The organism is Pseudomonas chlororaphis subsp. aurantiaca, assembly GCF_013466605.1.
Lineage (GTDB): Bacteria > Pseudomonadota > Gammaproteobacteria > Pseudomonadales > Pseudomonadaceae > Aquipseudomonas > Aquipseudomonas chlororaphis_I.
This window is the reverse complement of the sequence record NZ_CP059162.1, coordinates 3,171,293-3,187,143: the sequence shown is the minus strand read 5'-3', so window position 1 is coordinate 3,187,143 and position 15,851 is coordinate 3,171,293. Positions and strand designations below refer to the sequence as shown.

Genomic DNA, 15,851 nt, shown 5'->3' with positions numbered 1-15,851 from the left:
CTTTTTGACCATGCAAACGCAGATCCCCCGAATACAGGGGGCCTGGCGCCTGGCCCGGGTCTTGCTGAACACAGGGCACCCAACCCCCTCCCGCATTACCGGAGCCGCCATGAAAAAAAGCCATCCAGCCACTGACGTGGTTTGTCGTCCTCGGCGCGATCCTCGCCCTCGCCAGCCGTGTCGCCCTCGGCCTTGTCTGACAGCTCTTGCCTGGCAGCCGCCCTCCCCTCCAAGCCCCATTAAGGATGAATATTCATGGTGCTTCATCGCGCGCATCGCCAGATCCTGCGCCCTGAACGAGGAACAGCTGGACGCGCTGATGGCGGTCAGCCAGTTGCTCAGCATAAGGGGTTGAAATCAGCGCCCGGGATCAGGCTCCACGCACGCGCAATCCGAGGCCTGCCCCGGGCTGTCGAGGTCCTCCCGGAACAGCTGGCAGATGCTGTCCACCTCCAGCCGGCCGGCGGGCAGGATGCTGATAAAGCGCTCCGAGACTTCCACCAGGCCGTTCCAGCTCAGCTGTTGCAGGCGCAGCCAGGCGGACGCGAAGTACTGGCCGAAGATCAGCCCGTAGCGGCTTTCGATGGCCAGGATGTCCAGCTCCAGGTCACACGCCAGGCGTTCCATGACCAGTTGCCGGACCTGGTCGCCGGCCTCGCAGCGCCAGCCGCGACAGGTCGCCAGTTGGCCCAGGTCGAGCTGTTGCAGGTAGTCGCCGAGCACCTCGCTGTTCTGCGTATACAGCTCGTCGAACTGGCTGATGGCGCCCAGGCCGAAGCCCACATGGTCGCAATAACCGTGGCAGGTAAACCCCTGGCAGTTGCGGCGCAGCCGGCCACGCTCCTGGGCCATCATCAGGTCGTCGTCGGGCCGCACGAACTGGCCCAGGCCGATGTACTGGTAACCCGCCGCCAGCAGGTGCTCGAAGCAGATCCGCCGCATCGCCTCCTTGGCCTCCAGGCTGCAGGCTGCTGCGGGCTGGTCCTGGGTCTGGCGCCGGTAGCGCAACGGCGGCTGGGCGTAGTCGAACACCTGCAGGCGGTCGGGCTCCAGCTCGATCAGGGTGCCGAGCTTCAAGGCGAAACTCTCCGGGGTCTGCCAGGCATGGCCATAGCCCAGGTCGACATTCACCGAGCGATAACCGAAGGTCCGCGCCGCATCGATCAGCGAATGGATGGGCGCCGGGTTCTGGTAGCAGGCCACCGACAGCTGGCTGTCGCCGCCGATATCCGGCACGCCGATGCTGACCTGGTTGAATCCCTGGTCGCGCAGCAGGCCCATGGTCGCCCAGTCGGTGTGGTGCAGGTCGACGTCGACGCTGTAGTCGCCGCAATCGTGTTCGAGGAAGTGAAAGCGCTGGCGCAGATGGGTCATCAAGCGTTGCAGATGGGCCGCGTCCGGGGTGCCGCCACCCAGGTGAAACTGCTCGATCCGCTGCTCCGGCCCCAGGTGGCAACCCACCAGGTCGATCTCGCGCTCCAGCCGCCGCAGGTAGCTTTCGCCAGCGTCCACCGGCGTGCCCGCCAGGCGTGTCGGAAACTGCACGTTCAACGACAGCGGCCGGCGCTTCTGCCGGCTGTTGCGCAACGCCCGCAGCAGGTCCAGGGAACCGATACCGCCGTGAAAGCGGCGGGTGTCGACATGGCAGTTGGGATCGAGCACACCTTGATCGCGTCGAACGGCCGGCTCGCTGCGGTGCGGGAGTAGATCAGGCATGACTGGGCTCCATGGCTGGCGGTGGAGGGCCAGTGTCCGGCGTTAACGCCCGGAGCTCCTTGACTTGCATCAAGCGTGGGGTCGGCGCCGGCCTACCAGTTCAGGTAGAACATGGCCTTGGCCAGCAGCACGATCAGCAGCATATGGCCGAACAGGCTGTGATGGATGAAGCGCGAATAGCAGGCATTCATGCGCCCGCTGCGGAACAGCAGCATGGCCACCAGGAAATGCCCGAGCACGCTGGCGGCCAGCACAATCTTCAGCAGCAACAAGGTGCCGAACGACGACGCCAAGGGCGCGGCCAGCACCGGCAGATAACGCCCCCAGACCATGCCCAGCCCGGCGCCGAACAGCGCCAGCAGCACCCAGGGCATCAGCTGGCGGGCACGGCCGGCGATGCCCTGTTCGAGCAGCACCATAAGCTTGGCCGGCAGTTGCTTGCGGATGTGTTCCAGGAACAGCACTTCGAAAAACACCGTGCCGATAAAGACCAGCGCGGCGAACAGGTGCAGGCTGAGCAGCAGCGGATAGATCATCGCTTCAGCCTCCAGTCACCGTGGGAAAGAACGCCACCTCGTCGCCGTCGTCCAGCGCCTCGTCGAGCCCACACATATCCTGGTTGCGGGCACACATCAGGCTCGGTTCGGCCAGCACCCGCCAGATGCCGCAGCGGCTCGCCAGGTGCCGGCGCAAATGCTCGAGGCAGGCGAAGTCACCTTCGACCACCTCGCTCGCGCAGCCCAGGGTTTCCCGGTAGCGGGAGAAATACTGCACCTGCAACCTCATGCCGACGACGCCTGGTAGTCGCCACTGTTGCCCCCGGACTTGCGCAGCCGCCGCACCGACTCGATATGCATGCCGCGGTCCACTGCCTTGCACATGTCGTACAGCGTCAGGGCGGCGACACTGGCGGCGGTCAGCGCCTCCATCTCGACCCCGGTCTGCCCCGCCAGTTTGCAGCGCGACACGATACGCACGCGGTGCTCGTCCTCGAGGTTCAGCTCGACCACCACACTGCTCAGCAGCAACGGATGACAGAGCGGGATCAGCTCACTGGTGCGCTTGGCCGCCTGGATACCGGCGATGCGCGCCACCGCGAACACATCGCCCTTGGGATGGCCACCGCCGACAATCAACCGCGCGGTCTCGGCACGCATATGCACCCAGGCCTCGGCCACCGCCTCGAGAAAGGTCACGTGTTTATCGGTGACATCGACCATGCGCGCACGGCCGAGGGAATCGAGGTGGGTCAGTACCGCGTCGTTCATGGACAGGAGCCTTAGTCATGGCGGCGAAAAGCGCGACGGGATCGCCCTCGCACACCGTTGGATGGCAACGAGACTACTGCGCCGGCCCGCGGGCACGGTTGATGTCAATCAAGAAAGCCGACATTGCAAGACCAACCGCCAAGACTGGCGTGAGGATTTCCCGCGCGCGCGGGCTGCGGGTAGCATGCGCAGGCAACGCCAGCACACCATCACTCAGGGAATAGCAATGACCAGCATCATGGACCCCACCTTGCACGGAACCGGCAGGATCACCGGCGCGTTCCTGCACCCGGCGGGGGATATCGTCGCCGTGGTCTCGGAGTTTGCGTTGCTGGTCAATCCGCCCGCGCGGGCGGCCTATGGCGGCACCGGGTTGCGTTATCGGCTCGGCCTGTACCGGCGTGGCGAGCCGGTGCCGTTCGCCATCTTCGACGAACTGCGCCTGCCGATCAACGACGTGGGTTTCCACCCCACCCTGCCCCGTATCGTCGTCGGTGCCGGCCGCTATGACGGCGGCTACCTGTTCGAAGGCGAGCTGGCGGTGTGGAACTGGCAGACCGGTGAAAGCCGGCGTCCCTATGCCGATATTCCCGAAGTCGTGCGCTGCCGCTACGACGCCAGCGGCGAGCGGATCGAAGCCTGGGTGCGGCCATGGAACGAAGAATGGGACGGGCTGGACGACAGCGACTGGTCGGTGATCCTCGACACGCTGTTTCTGGTGCAGATCGACGACAGTGAAGCAGCGTGGACAGCCCGAACCTCAGAGGTGCTGGAACTGGACCCGACCGCGACCGTCGCTGCCTCGGGCCTTGCCGCAGATGACCAGAGCCCGCCGGCCGTGCGCCTGGCCCGCTGGCTGGGCGTGCCCGAGCTGGAATGCCGGGGCGCGATCCGCGATATCGCCTGGCTCGGCCCGGACCGGATAGGCGTCACCCATGACGACTGCCTGCTGGATATCTACAGCACGGACGGCACCCGACTCGCCCACCACAGGGGTCCAGGCTACGGCGCCGAAATCCTGCGCGGGGCCGGCGTGCATGTGCACGGGGTGCAGGTGCAGGACGGCCCCGAGGCCTATCGCCGCGATTCGCGCTTGTATGCCCTGACGGACAACGGCCTGGTCCTGGTGCAGGACTACGACGATGAATACACCTTTTCGGCAGCCAGCGACGGCCGCCTCCTGGGGCGGCGCAACCGCCTGAGAGACCCCGGCTCGAAGGCCGTCGACCTGCTGCTGGACCCCAGCCGCGACAGCGTCCAGCCTGTCGACGTGGGCCACTACGACTGCTTCAACCACTACATCGGCATCAGCGGCGCACCCTATCTTTTCGCGCTGCAGGGCACGCCGGCCAGCTCCCATAAACACAAGTACCTGTGCCTCGTCCAGCCTGACGGCACCCTGCAAAGACTCTGGCCGCTGCTCAGGCAGGACGGCAGCCAGGCCAGCCACGCCATGGAATGCCGCGGCGCTTATGTGGCGGATGCCCTGGGCACGGGCGTGGTGATCGCCGGCCAGCACTACACCCCTTCGGTCTGCGCCCCATACCAGGGTTTCATCTACCGCCGGCACCTGGATCGCGGCCAGGAACCGTGGCGCCACCCCACCCCGGCCTCGCCCAGCGCGATCGTCCACCTACCCGAAGCGGGCCTGGTGGCGGCGGCGTTCCTGGATGGGACACTCCTGTTGATCGAGGCCCGGACCGGCCAACTGCGGCTGAACGCCAAGGCGCGGATCGATGGCTTGCCGACCATCATCCACGCCATGGACGCCCACGCCGGGCAGCTGGCGCTGGGCACCGTGGATGGCCGGATTGCGGTGAAGGCGGTCGCTGATCTGCTGGGTGCCGGCAATGCCCGACAATGGGTAGAGATCGGATAAACCAGCCACAAACAAAAACGCCACTCCCGGGAGTGGCGTTTTTTATTGGCTGGCCGACTCAGAACCGCGCCTTGAGGGTCATGGTGAAGTTGCGTGGGTCGCCGTAGTAGTTGCCGAAGCTTTCGGTGCCGATGGTGGCGTAGTAGCGCTTGTCGAACAGGTTGTTGCCGTTGAGCGCCAGCGACCAGGTGTCGTCGATGCGGTAGCCGATGCGGCCGTTCCACACCGCGTAGCCGGCCTGGGTGATTTTTTCGCCGTTGGCCGGCGATACCCGGAAGTTGTCGCTTTGCGCGTTGACCCCGGCGCCGATGCTGAAGCGCTCGAACGCGCCGTCGAGGGCATAGTCGCCCCACAAGCGCAACACATGACGCGGTACATAGCTGTTGAACGCGGCGCCATTGAGGCCGCTGTCGATGTCGTCGAGGGTCTTGGTCTGGGTGTAGGTGTAACCGGCCAGCAGTTGCAGGCGCTCGATGACTTCGCCGCTGATCTCGGCTTCGAAGCCCTGGGCGCGGACCTTGCCGGAGTTCAGGTAGCAGTAGCCGTCCGATGATGCGCAACTGGAGTTGTAGTCGGTCTGCGCCTGGTCCTTCTGCACGGTCTGGAACAGGTTGAAGGAGCTGTTCAGGCGCCCTTCGAACCATTCGCCCTTGATCCCCAGTTCATAGCTTTCCCCCACCAGCGGCTTGAGCGCCGAGCCGCTTTGCGAGCGGTAGTTGCCCTGGGGCGTGAAGATCTCCGCGTAGCTGGCATAGGCGGTGAGGTTGTCGTTGAGGTCCAGCAACAGGCCGGCAAAGGGCGTGACCTGCCCGGTCTCGGTGCTCCTGGCGTGCTCCGAGGTGCCCGAGCTGAGGAACACCGAATCGCTTTTCGAGCGGTACCAGCTGACCCGGCCGCCGACGACAAAGGTCAGGGGCTCCGCCAGCTTGAGCCGCAGGGTCGAGTACAGGCCACGCTGTTCGGTGACGGTCTTCACCGGGCCACCGCGGCTCGAGTTCTCGATGAAGTAGCTGTCGTCCGGTTCCGGGATATGCCGGTCCGGGTTGAACACGTTCTGCCGCTGCGGCAGGAAGGCCACCGAGAAGAAATCGTCCTTGTCCGCGCGACTGCCGTTGAGCCCCACCACCAGCTCATGTTGCAGGCCGAACGCGCTGAACTTGCCATCCAGGTAGGCATCGAGGCCGTAATCGACCTGGTCGTAGTCGTACATGCTGCCGAGCATGCCGGTGGTGTCGATGCCGGGTGTCACTGTGCCGGAGGCGAAGGCGTATTTGATGTCCTGGGTGTTCTTGGTGTAGACGCCGGCGACCTTCAGCGCCCAGTCGTCGTTGAGCTGGTGCTTGAGGTCGCCGAACACCGTGGTGCGCTTGCTGCGCCAGGTGTTCCAGGACGGGTCGAGGCAGGTCGAGCGGCCCAGCTTCAGGTCGCTGCCGTCCTTGTAGCGCGGCAAGCCGCCCCAGCATGGGTTGGCGTCGACGTCCTCATAGGCGATGCCCAGGCCGAGGGTGGTGTCGGGGTTCAGGTCGAAGTCGAGCGCGCCGTAATACACCTGGTCCTTGCGACTGGCGTCGTCGATGAAGTAATGCCGGCTCTGCTCGGCCACCACCGCGCGACCACGCAGGGTGCCGGACTCGTTGAGCGGGCCGCCGGTGTCGACCTGCCCGCGGTAGTTGTCCCAGCTGCCGCCGGACAGCGTGACTTCGGTCTGCGGGGTGCCCTGGCCACGCTTGCGCACGAAGTTCACCCCGCCGGCGGTGCCGCCCGCGCCCTTCATCATCCCCGCCGCGCCACGGAGGATTTCCACCCGGTCGTAATAGGCCATGTCGCCGCTGAAGCTGTCGGCCTGGACATACTGGTTGCCCATGTCCAGCGGCACGCCGTCGTACTGATACTGGCCCGACATGCGAAAGCCGCGGGAGTAGAAATACTTGCCGCCCATGGTCGAGTCGTAGACGGTGATGCCCGGGGTCTTTTCCATGACCTGGTCGATGCTGTGCAGGTTCTGGTCGTCGAGCATCTTGCGGGTCATCACCGTCACCGATTGCGGGGTTTCCCGCAGCGAGTGCTCGCCCTTGCCGATGGTCACCGCCCCGGTGGTGTAGGAGCCGCTGCCCTCGGTGGTCGCCCCCAGCAGTTGGCCGTTGATGTTGGTGGCGCCCAGTTCCAGCGCCGAGCCGAGCACCGGCGCCTCGCGCAGCACATAGCTGCCGTTGGCCTGGGGCTCGGCGCGCAGGCCACTGCCGCGCAGAATCCGCGCAAAACCTTCGTCGACCCCGAACTGCCCTTTGAGCCCGGGCGATTGCCGGCCCTGGGTCTGGCGCGCATCAAAGGAAATCGCCGCCCCGGCGGCGCTGGAAAAACGGGTCAGCACATCCACCAGGCTGCCGGCGCCGACGTCATAGGCGCGGACCTGGCTCTGCTGCGCCGTGGCCCCTGCGGCCTGGTCGGCATTCGCCGAGCAGGCGCTGGCCATGCTGGTTGCCAACAACGCGACTTTCACTGCATTCGCCAGACGACCTGGCGCGTTCACCCGAGACATGCTCCCTCCCCCAAAACGGTCAATGACAACTCACTGAGGGATGAGCCGAACGGTGCGGCCGAAAAGTGCAGGCGCCGAAGATTTTTTTATCCAAGGCCCGGCGTCAGCGTGAATCGGCCCGGGCGACCTGGACCCAGAAACGGCTGTAGCGGGTCACGCGTAAGGCAAACCCGCTCTCCAGCGCCGCCAGGGCCAAGTCGGTATCGTCGATGGGAAAGACCCCGGAGACCTTCAGCTCGCCGATGGCCGGGTCCCAACGCAGCACGCCGGGACGATAGCGCGACAGGTCGTTGAGCAGCGCGGCCAAGGGACGGTCGATGGCGATGATGCTGCCCTGCTGCCAGGCGCCCACCGAGACATCGTTGCCACGTGGCGTGCCCAGGCTGCGCTCGTTGAACGCCACCCGCTTGCCGGCCTCGACCCGCATTACCGAACCGCTGCCCGGCAGGCTGATCTCGACTGCTTTTTCCAGCACCGCCACCTCGCCACCGCCGGGCTGGCTGCGCACGATAAAACGAGTGCCCAGCGCCAGCACCTCGGCGTGGCGGGTGACCACCTTGAACGGTCGCTGCAATGGATCAGGCGCGGTACTGACGAGGATCTCGCCCCACAGCAACTCCAGCACCCGCTGGCGCCCATCGAAGCGCAGGTTGACCGAGGTGTCGGTGTTGAGCAGCAGGCTGCTGCCGTCCGCCAGGCGGAATTCGCGGCGCTCGCCGACCCGGGTGCGGTAGTCGCACATCAGGTTCTGCGCGGCCTGGCTGCGCCAGCCCAGCCAGCCCAGGGTACCAGCGGAGGTCAGCAGCAAGGCGCTGCGCAGCACCTGGCGCCGGGAACTGTTGCCAGCCTTGCTCAAGGTCGGCGCCGCCAGGGCGCCCGGCACGCTGGCCATCTGCTCGGCCACCGCGGCCATGCGTTGCCAGGCCTGGCGATTCACTGGATCGGCCGCCAGCCAGCTGTCCCAGGCGGCGCGATCGGCGTCGGTCGCGGTGCCGGAATGCAAGCGGGCATACCAGCGCGCCGCGACACCGATGGCCTTCACTTCCTCGGCAGGCAGGCTCATGCGAGTTGCAACTGGATCTGCATCAGGCAGCAATGCTCCATGGCCTTGGCCATGTGGTTGTTCACCGTGCGCACGCTGACGCCCAGCTGCTCGGCGATTTGCGGGTAGGTCAGGCCATTGAACTGCGACAGGATGAAGGTCTGCTTGACCCGCGGCCCCAGCCCTTGCAGCAGGCGGTCGATTTCCATCAGCGCCTGGAACAGCATCGCCTGCTCCTCCGGCGATGGCTGCAGGGCTTCGGGCATGGCGGCCAGCACTTCGAGGTAGGACTGCTCCAGCGAGCGCCGGCGAAACAGGTCGATCAGCAGCCCCTTGGCAATCATCGACAGGTACGAGCGCGGCTCGCGAATGTCCAGCGCGGAGCGGGCCTTGATCACCCGGACGAAGGTGTCCTGGGTCAGGTCCGCGGCATCGAAGGCATTGCCCAGGCGCTTGCGCAGCCAGCCCTGGAGCCAGCCGTGGTGGTCACAATACAGATCGTTGACAGCGCTGCGTAAGGACAGGTCGTTGGCGGGCATGACGATGGAATAATTCGCGACTGATAATGACTCGCATTGTCATCCGTGTCATCGCGGGTTGCAACCTATACATGAAGGGCCTGTCGCGATGGGACAGGCGCCCTCCCCCTGGAACGAGGCCGTGCGGTTGCCGGCCAACGCTTTTCTCGACTGTGGGGCCATCTGTCAGTACAGGTTGAAACGCTTGCCGGGTCAGCACCCGGTATCGATGGGCAATCCCTAGGCAAAAAACCGGTTCGCCGGCCGCGGCAACCCGAGGTTTTCACGCAAGGCGGCACCCTCGTATTCGCGACGGAAAATCCCCCTCTCCTGCAATTCGGGAATGACCTTGGCGACGAAGTCGTCGAGGCCGCCCGGCAACCAGGAAAACCGGCGCGGTCGGTGTAGTCGTTGTTCGCACCCTCGCCGGAGAGGCTGACAAAGCCGTTGTCCCCAGGGCAAAACCGCTGTTGCCGGCGACCTGGCGCTGAATGCCGTCGCCCTTCTTGTACTGCCCGTACTTGGTGGATATCGAGCCGCCGTGGTCGGCGCTTTTCAGGATGATGTTGATCACCCCGACGATGGCATCCGAGCCATAACGCGCCGAGGCGCCATCGCGCAGCACCTCGATATGGTCGATGGCCGACAGCGGGATCGCGTTCAGGTCCGCCGGTGCCGAGCCGCGCCCCACTGCGCCGCCGAGGTTGACGAAGGCCCAGGTGTGCCGGCGCTTGCCGTTCACCAGCACCTGGTCCGGCGACAACCCGCGCAACTGCGCCGGGCGGGTCAGCTCGGCGCCGTCCACCAGGCTCGGGCGCGGGAAGTTGATCGACGGGATCAACTTCGCCAGCACCGTGGCCAGTTCGCTGGAACCGGAACTGCGCAGGCTCTCGCCAGAAATCACATCGATGGGTGACAGCGAAGCGCTGGCGGTGCGTTCCTGGGCCCGGGTGCCGGTGACGATCAGCGTATCCAGCCGGGCCGACGTGTCGCTGTCTTCCGTGGCCTGCGCGGCCCCTGCGCCGCCACTCCAGAGCACGGCGCCCAGCACATTGGCCGAGACGATCGCCGTGGACAGAAGGTGTTTTGTGTAGCCCCCCATACCGCTCTCCTTGACGCTAAAACCAGGGCGAACAACGCCTGGCATGCAGACGAGCGATCCGTGCGGCGGACGGTGGCGATCATCGATTCTGTTTTAAGAATGGATCCAGCTGACCGGACATATAGCATAAAGAACTATAAGATAAATTTTTAAATACCTTTATCGAATAAGCCAGAACATAAGCCTCAGCGACACTTCGTAAATAACGAATCACTGCTCAGGAATAATCGATTTTTCTTCACGGCAATCTCGCCGCTAGCATGAACCGTTGGTGCCAGCACAAGCCCAGACCGGGAGAACGGCATGCAGTCCCTGCACATCGGCGAACCCTGGATGTGGTTCGCCTTCATCGCCTTCGTTCTTGCCATGCTGGCCGTGGACCTGTTTGTCCTCGGCGGGCGCAAGGCACACCGTGTATCGGTGCGCGAGGCATCGTGCTGGGTGATTGCCTGGTCCACGCTGGCGATGGTCTTCGCGGGGTTGCTCTGGTGGTACCTAGAGGCCGAGTTCGGGCCTGAGATCGCACGACACAAGACCCTGGAATTCCTTACCGGCTATCTGATCGAGCAGTCGCTGTCGATCGACAACATGTTCATCTTCGTGATGATTTTCGGCTACTTTGCCGTGCCGCCGGAGTTGCAGCGCCGAGTGTTGCTGTACGGGGTGCTCGGGGCGATCGTGATGCGCGGGGCGATGATTTTCGCCGGCGTGTGGCTGGTGTCGCAGTTCGCGTGGCTGCTGTATGCGTTCGGTGTGTTCCTGATCATCACCGGGATCAAGATGCTGCTATTCGCCCACCAGCAGCCCGACCTCGCCAGGAACCCCTTGTTACGCTGGGTACAAGGCCATCTGCGCATTACCAAAAGGTTTCATGACGAGCACTTCTTTGTGCTGCAAAACGGCCAGCGCTGGGCCACGCCGATGTTCCTGGTGCTGGTGCTGATCGAGGCCAGCGACCTGATGTTCGCGGTCGACAGCATCCCGGCGATCTTCGCCATCACCACCGACCCGTTCATTGTGTTCACCTCGAACATCTTCGCGATCATGGGCCTGCGTGCCCTGTACTTCCTGCTGGCCGACATGGCCGACCGCTTCCATCTGCTCAAGTACGGGCTGGCGATCGTGCTGGTGTTCATCGGCACCAAGATGACGCTGATGCCGTGGCTGCACATGCCGGTGGAATGGTCGCTGGCCGTCGTCGGCGGGATCATTCTGGTTTCGGTGCTGTTGAGCCTGTTCGTGAGTCGCAACAAATCGTCTGACGAGGACCGGATGCGAACGCCGTAGGAGGGCCTGAGCGGCGACACCCTGATCAGGCCAACAGGCGCGCCTTGAAGCCCTCGACCCACTCCCGGACCATGGCCGAATACGGCGCTTCGGGGCTGGCCAGCGCTTTCATCTGCCCCAGAATCTGCTCCTGAAGAAAGCGCAAGCGCTTGGCGATACGCTTGTCGCGCAACCTGCTGTCCCGATCAGGCCCGTCGGCCATCGGGATATCCGGGTCAGGGTCCAACTCCTGGGCCATCAAACCCATTTCCACCGTGAGCATTTCCAGGAACTCCAACTGACGCAGTACGCGCGTGCGCTCTTGCACCAGCCCGAGCCGGTTCAACCCATAGACATGGATCGACACCGCGCCCCTGAGGCTCAGCCCATCGGCCAGGGCCTGCTCGATGACCGATTGCAGTTCCGGCCTGATCCCCGCCACACCGCCAGCCAAGGCCAGGCCACCGCTGTCATGGGAACTGGGTAGCACCAGGCCGATCAGATTGCCGCTATCGACATGAAACCGCAGGTGCTCCTGCGGCTGATCCCGACACGGATCCAGCAGCAACGCCTGTTCAGCGCTAAAGTCCCGGACTCCCACCGCCGCTCGCTGGCCGAGGATCGGAAAGCTGTCCTGCTTGCCAGTCTGCATCACACTGGAACGACTGAACGCCTTTCCTTCATTGACCAGGCTGACCAGGCTGGCGGAAAGCCTGGGCGTCACCTGCCCGCTGCGTCGGTTGCAATGGATACAGCTAGGCAACAGGTTTTCCCAGTCCATGGCGATCCACCAGTAGCCGGGATGGTCCGGCTCCTCGTATACCCGCCCCTTGGGTCGGTAGTGTTCGATATCCACCGGCGCACTGCCATAGTAGAAGCTCTCGCAGTAGGCACATTTGCCATGGAACAACTCATGCAATTGCTTCTTGACGCTGTCTGACCTGTAGACGGCAAAGGCTGGCAACGCCCCCGCTGGCGCATTGAAGTAGTCCTGGAATTTCTGCAGTTCCTTGTTCGCCGGCGACTCGTCTCCCGACATAACATCGGGAACGACCACGCTCTCACGACTGACGGCGCGCATGCTTCAGAGCCCCTCCAGAATGCCGAGGATGCGCTGCTTGGCCTCGACCCGCAGTTGCCCGAGCTTGTGCGTCGATACCCGCCGCCGATTATCCAGGTACTCGACAACAGCCTCCTGTACCAGCCGTTGTACCTCGGTGGAGCCGACCGGCAAGGCAGCGCTGATATTGCGCTCAAGGCTACGCAGCCTTTCCTGCTGTGGCGGCGCCAGCAATTCCCCTCTTCCCCGGGCACTCAGCAGATCGGCCAGGTGAGCCAATTCACGCTCGGTATCTGGCTGGTCAGTGGAGGTCAGGCTGAAAAAGTCCGAGGTGAGCAACTGCTCGACAGTCAGTTGGCTGACCTCCGGCAAGCGGACCAGTTGCTCGACCATCACCGGCCACTGGATATCGGAGCGTTTTTCGCTGGGTACCCGCTGCATGACGATCACCTCACCGTCCTGCATGCCACGCAGGCACAGCGGATCATGAGTGCTAGCAATAAAGGTGACCTGGGGCAGTGCCTGGCGCAGCGCCCGCATGATCTGGATTTTCCAGCGCGGGTGCAGATGCGCTTCCACTTCGTCGATCAGCACTACCGCCTGGGCCGTTTCCAGGCTTTCGAAATACGGATTGATACGCCGATCCATCAAGCCCTGGATGATGTCGCAGGCCATCGCCAGTACCGAACGATAGCCGGAGGAAGCCAGGCTCAGCGGTGTCCGGCACAACAGCTGGTCATCCCCTGCCGCAGTAACGATCAGGCATCGCTGGTTCTGCTCGTCGCGCTCCATGACGTCGAACGCGCCTTCGATGGACAGGATGCCCCGCAGGGCTTGCACCACGGTGTTGAACTCGTCCGGCTTGAGGCCCAGCAGCCACTTTTCCGGGTTGGACAGCAAGGCTGTCGAGTCGAAAAGATTGATGATCGATTTGCTCGGGCTGTAGCGCCGCACCTGCTTCTGGTATTGCCGGAATGCGCCGTAAGCGAAGACCGGAGGCACGACGTGGGTGCCGTCGTGCCAGAACATCCCCTCCTCGACGGTCAGATCGCGCTTACTACCATCCTGAAACATCGCGACCACGGACGCTGAGCGGCATCGCGGCGCGTGCTCTACCCCCAGCAGTTCGGGGTCCAGGGGCAACGAGGAAATGTCGATCGGCAATTTGCTGCAGGCCTTGTCACCGCTGAGCACCAGGGCCGTGGCCTCCAGGATGGAGCTTTTTCCAGCGGCATTTTCGCCAAGTATCAGCAGGGCCGGTTGAGCTGGCCTCGTACCTGAAATCCGCGTCGACTGTACAGCGGGCATCTGCAGTTCAAGCTGCTCGATGCCCTTGAAATTGTTAAAGCGAATCGATGCCAGTGCCGGATATTCACGGGGCAAGGATTTCACTCTTTGCGAGGCTGGGGCGAATCGTTGTACCACGGACTCTGCCAGCCGGGACTCAAGGTCTCCATTCCATTCGAAGACGTCAGCGCTATGGGAGAGTGCTCGCAATGTCTCCTCGATACGCTCAGGAGCAAGTTCCGCCGACGACACCTTGGACTTTGCAAGCGCCAGGACGAGACGCCGGCATAGCAGGTACCAGCAGCCGCCAAAGTCCAGCGTGGCAAAGTCGAAGAGCATGAACGGCGGTTTTTCGTCCTCCGACCGGAAGAACCAGTTGTCGATCAGCTCGTCAAAGTACTCCTTCAGCTTGATCTTGCGCTGCTTGAGTACCTGGAGACGATTGAGCTTGAAATGCTCGATCGTTTCAGCTCCACGCTCGCTCAGCCCATAGAGTTGGCCCGAGAGATCGACTGACAGATGACGGGCCAGGTCGACTTGCTCGCAGGGGTCGAGCAGGACCTGACGCTCCTTGAGCGGGTAGTCGTGCCATAGTCCTATGTTTTCCAGTACATAGAGCTCAATCTGCCGCACCGAAGGCAAAGGCGAGCGGCTGCCCTGAACAGGAAAGTAGTCCACTCGCTCGGGCTCGCAGCCCATGCAGATGGCGTAGAGATTTTCCCAGGCGCTGCTCAGCCAGACGTAATACAGGTGGGCATCCGGCGTTCGCTTCAATGGGCTTGCCTGTGACCTCGGACGAAATCGATAGACGGCCGTGGGGACCGCTGCCCGCTCGCAGAACGCACATTTGCCGTGAAACAGCCGGCTCAGGCCAAGACGGACAGAGTCTTCATTCAGATCGACAAGCGATTCCGGCACCCGACTCTGTGCCCTCTTGGTCTTGTCGGCCAGAAAATACTCCACCAGCACCTGCCTGTCAGTGCTGGCCTCCCGGCTCCGCAACAGACTTGGCGGTGGTACGGCACTACGATCGAAGCACTGCATGACTCTCCTCCTTGAGATACGGGCGGGGGCTATCGCGCCATCTGTCGAAAATCGGCAAATCTAATCGGCACGAGGCAAAAAGTAGAGGCGTTTTTCATCTCCCGCAAAACGTTGTATCCATGAACAAGATGCCTGGATCTTCACCCCAGGCGCCCTGCTTCACCCAACCGCTCTATCAGTCGACAAATCCCAAGCGCGCCGCCTTCACCCACTCCTCCCGGCTACGGGTGGCCAGGCAGTAATGCAGCGGACAGCTCACCAGCAGCCCCACCAGCCAACACAGGTCCACACCTTCCACCAGGTTGGCGTAGGACTCGACATACAGAAGACCGGCGTATTGGACACAGGCGCCCGGCCTGCTAACGTCAGCGCTAGCCACCCTCCAGACCCGACCACCCACTCTGGACGACACCCACATGCCTGCTCCCGAATCCACCCTGCTGCACAGCTGGCAGCACAACGCCCAGGCCTGGATCGACGCCATCCGCGGCGGCGCCATCGAAAGCCGCGTCGAAGTCACCGACCAGGCGATCCTGCTGGCGGTGCTGGGCCGTCAGCCCCAGCGTGTGCTAGACCTGGGCTGCGGCGAAGGCTGGCTGTTGCGGGCCCTGGCGCAGCGGGGCATCGAGGCGGTCGGGGTGGATGGCGATGCGACCCTGGTCGAGGCCGCGCGCGCCGCGGGCTCGGCAACGGTGCATGTGGCCAGCTATGCCGCGTTGGTGGAAGCGCAGGTGGACATCGGCCGCGACTACGACCTGATCTGCGCCAACTTCGCCCTGCTGCACCAGGACATCATCCCGCTGCTGGCCGCCATGCACGCCCTGCTCGCCCCGGGCGGCGCACTGGCGATCCAGACCCTGCACCCCTGGAGCGCGGCGGCCGGCGACTATCAGGACGGCTGGCGCGAAGAGACCTTCGCCGGCTTCAAGGGCCAGTGGCAACCCATGCCGTGGTACTTCCGCACCCTGTCCAGCTGGCTCAATGCCCTGGACATGGCCGGCTTGCGGCTGGCCAGCCTGCAGGAGCCGCAACACCCGCAAAGCCCGGTGCCGCAGTCGTTGCTGCTGGTGGCCGAGCGGCGCGGGTGAGGATGTGCAATTGGCTGGCGCGACGTGGCGGTTGCAGGCAGT

Annotated in this window: 12 protein-coding genes and 3 pseudogenes; 3 read left to right on the top strand and 12 right to left on the bottom strand. The window is 64.0% G+C overall.

The features are described 5' to 3' along the window. Positions 1–357: 357 nt before the first annotated feature. From H0I86_RS14565 to moaC, 4 genes are all read right to left on the bottom strand, one after another. Positions 358–1,716, bottom strand: coding sequence for an oxygen-independent coproporphyrinogen III oxidase (locus H0I86_RS14565; RefSeq protein WP_180925558.1), 1,359 nt, complete (start codon positions 1,714–1,716; stop codon positions 358–360). 92 nt (positions 1,717–1,808) lie between these two features. Next, positions 1,809–2,252 (bottom strand): CopD family copper resistance protein, encoded by a 444-nt coding sequence (locus H0I86_RS14560; RefSeq protein ID WP_180925557.1) that lies wholly within the window; start codon positions 2,250–2,252, stop codon positions 1,809–1,811. A gap of 4 nt (positions 2,253–2,256) precedes the next feature. After that, positions 2,257–2,502, bottom strand: a complete 246-nt coding sequence (locus tag H0I86_RS14555; RefSeq protein ID WP_180925556.1) for a MoaD/ThiS family protein — start codon at positions 2,500–2,502, stop codon at positions 2,257–2,259. Continuing rightward, complete coding sequence (gene moaC / locus H0I86_RS14550) at positions 2,499–2,984, bottom strand: cyclic pyranopterin monophosphate synthase MoaC (RefSeq protein WP_180925555.1); 486 nt, start codon at positions 2,982–2,984, stop codon at positions 2,499–2,501. Before moaC ends, H0I86_RS14555 begins: the two co-directional genes overlap by 4 nt. 226 nt (positions 2,985–3,210) lie before the next feature. Between moaC and H0I86_RS14545 the strand changes: the two genes are divergently transcribed. Continuing rightward, a complete protein-coding gene (locus H0I86_RS14545) occupies positions 3,211–4,863 on the top strand; it encodes a hypothetical protein (RefSeq protein ID WP_180925554.1) in 1,653 nt (550 codons plus the stop codon). A gap of 58 nt (positions 4,864–4,921) precedes the next feature. Here H0I86_RS14545 and H0I86_RS14540 read toward each other — a convergent pair whose 3' ends face one another. The 5 genes and pseudogenes from H0I86_RS14540 to H0I86_RS14525 form a co-directional block, all read right to left on the bottom strand. After that, a complete protein-coding gene (locus H0I86_RS14540) occupies positions 4,922–7,402 on the bottom strand; it encodes a TonB-dependent siderophore receptor (RefSeq protein ID WP_180925553.1) in 2,481 nt (826 codons plus the stop codon). 103 nt (positions 7,403–7,505) lie between these two features. Then, complete coding sequence (locus tag H0I86_RS14535; RefSeq protein ID WP_180925552.1) at positions 7,506–8,465, bottom strand: FecR domain-containing protein; 960 nt, start codon at positions 8,463–8,465, stop codon at positions 7,506–7,508. Beyond that, positions 8,462–8,983: a sigma-70 family RNA polymerase sigma factor gene (locus H0I86_RS14530; protein WP_180925551.1), complete on the bottom strand. Its 522-nt coding sequence runs from the start codon at positions 8,981–8,983 to the stop codon at positions 8,462–8,464. Before H0I86_RS14530 ends, H0I86_RS14535 begins: the two co-directional genes overlap by 4 nt. A 219-nt stretch (positions 8,984–9,202) precedes the next feature. Next, positions 9,203–9,352, bottom strand: a pseudogene (locus H0I86_RS32155) (LLM class flavin-dependent oxidoreductase); the annotation flags it as partial. After that, positions 9,316–10,064 (bottom strand): annotated as a pseudogene (locus H0I86_RS14525) (TonB-dependent receptor plug domain-containing protein); the annotation flags it as partial. The pseudogenes H0I86_RS32155 and H0I86_RS14525, both read right to left, overlap by 37 nt. Before the next feature lie 303 nt (positions 10,065–10,367). On the opposite strand from H0I86_RS14525, the gene H0I86_RS14520 reads away from it, so the two are divergent. Further along, positions 10,368–11,351 (top strand): TerC family protein, encoded by a 984-nt coding sequence (locus H0I86_RS14520; RefSeq protein WP_308416480.1) that lies wholly within the window; start codon positions 10,368–10,370, stop codon positions 11,349–11,351. A 25-nt stretch (positions 11,352–11,376) separates the two neighbouring features. On the opposite strand, the gene H0I86_RS14515 is transcribed toward H0I86_RS14520, so the two are convergent. From H0I86_RS14515 to H0I86_RS14505, 3 genes and pseudogenes are all read right to left on the bottom strand, one after another. Further along, positions 11,377–12,411, bottom strand: coding sequence for an HNH endonuclease family protein (locus tag H0I86_RS14515; protein WP_180925550.1), 1,035 nt, complete (start codon positions 12,409–12,411; stop codon positions 11,377–11,379). A gap of 3 nt (positions 12,412–12,414) precedes the next feature. Further along, positions 12,415–14,721 (bottom strand): AAA family ATPase, encoded by a 2,307-nt coding sequence (locus tag H0I86_RS32150; RefSeq protein WP_258019441.1) that lies wholly within the window; start codon positions 14,719–14,721, stop codon positions 12,415–12,417. Between the two features lie 175 nt (positions 14,722–14,896). Continuing rightward, positions 14,897–15,046: pseudogene (locus H0I86_RS14505) on the bottom strand (purine-cytosine permease family protein); the annotation flags it as partial. A 91-nt stretch (positions 15,047–15,137) separates the two neighbouring features. On the opposite strand from H0I86_RS14505, the gene H0I86_RS14500 reads away from it, so the two are divergent. Then, positions 15,138–15,809: a class I SAM-dependent methyltransferase gene (locus tag H0I86_RS14500; RefSeq protein ID WP_180925548.1), complete on the top strand. Its 672-nt coding sequence runs from the start codon at positions 15,138–15,140 to the stop codon at positions 15,807–15,809. The last annotated feature ends 42 nt before the right edge of the window (positions 15,810–15,851 follow it).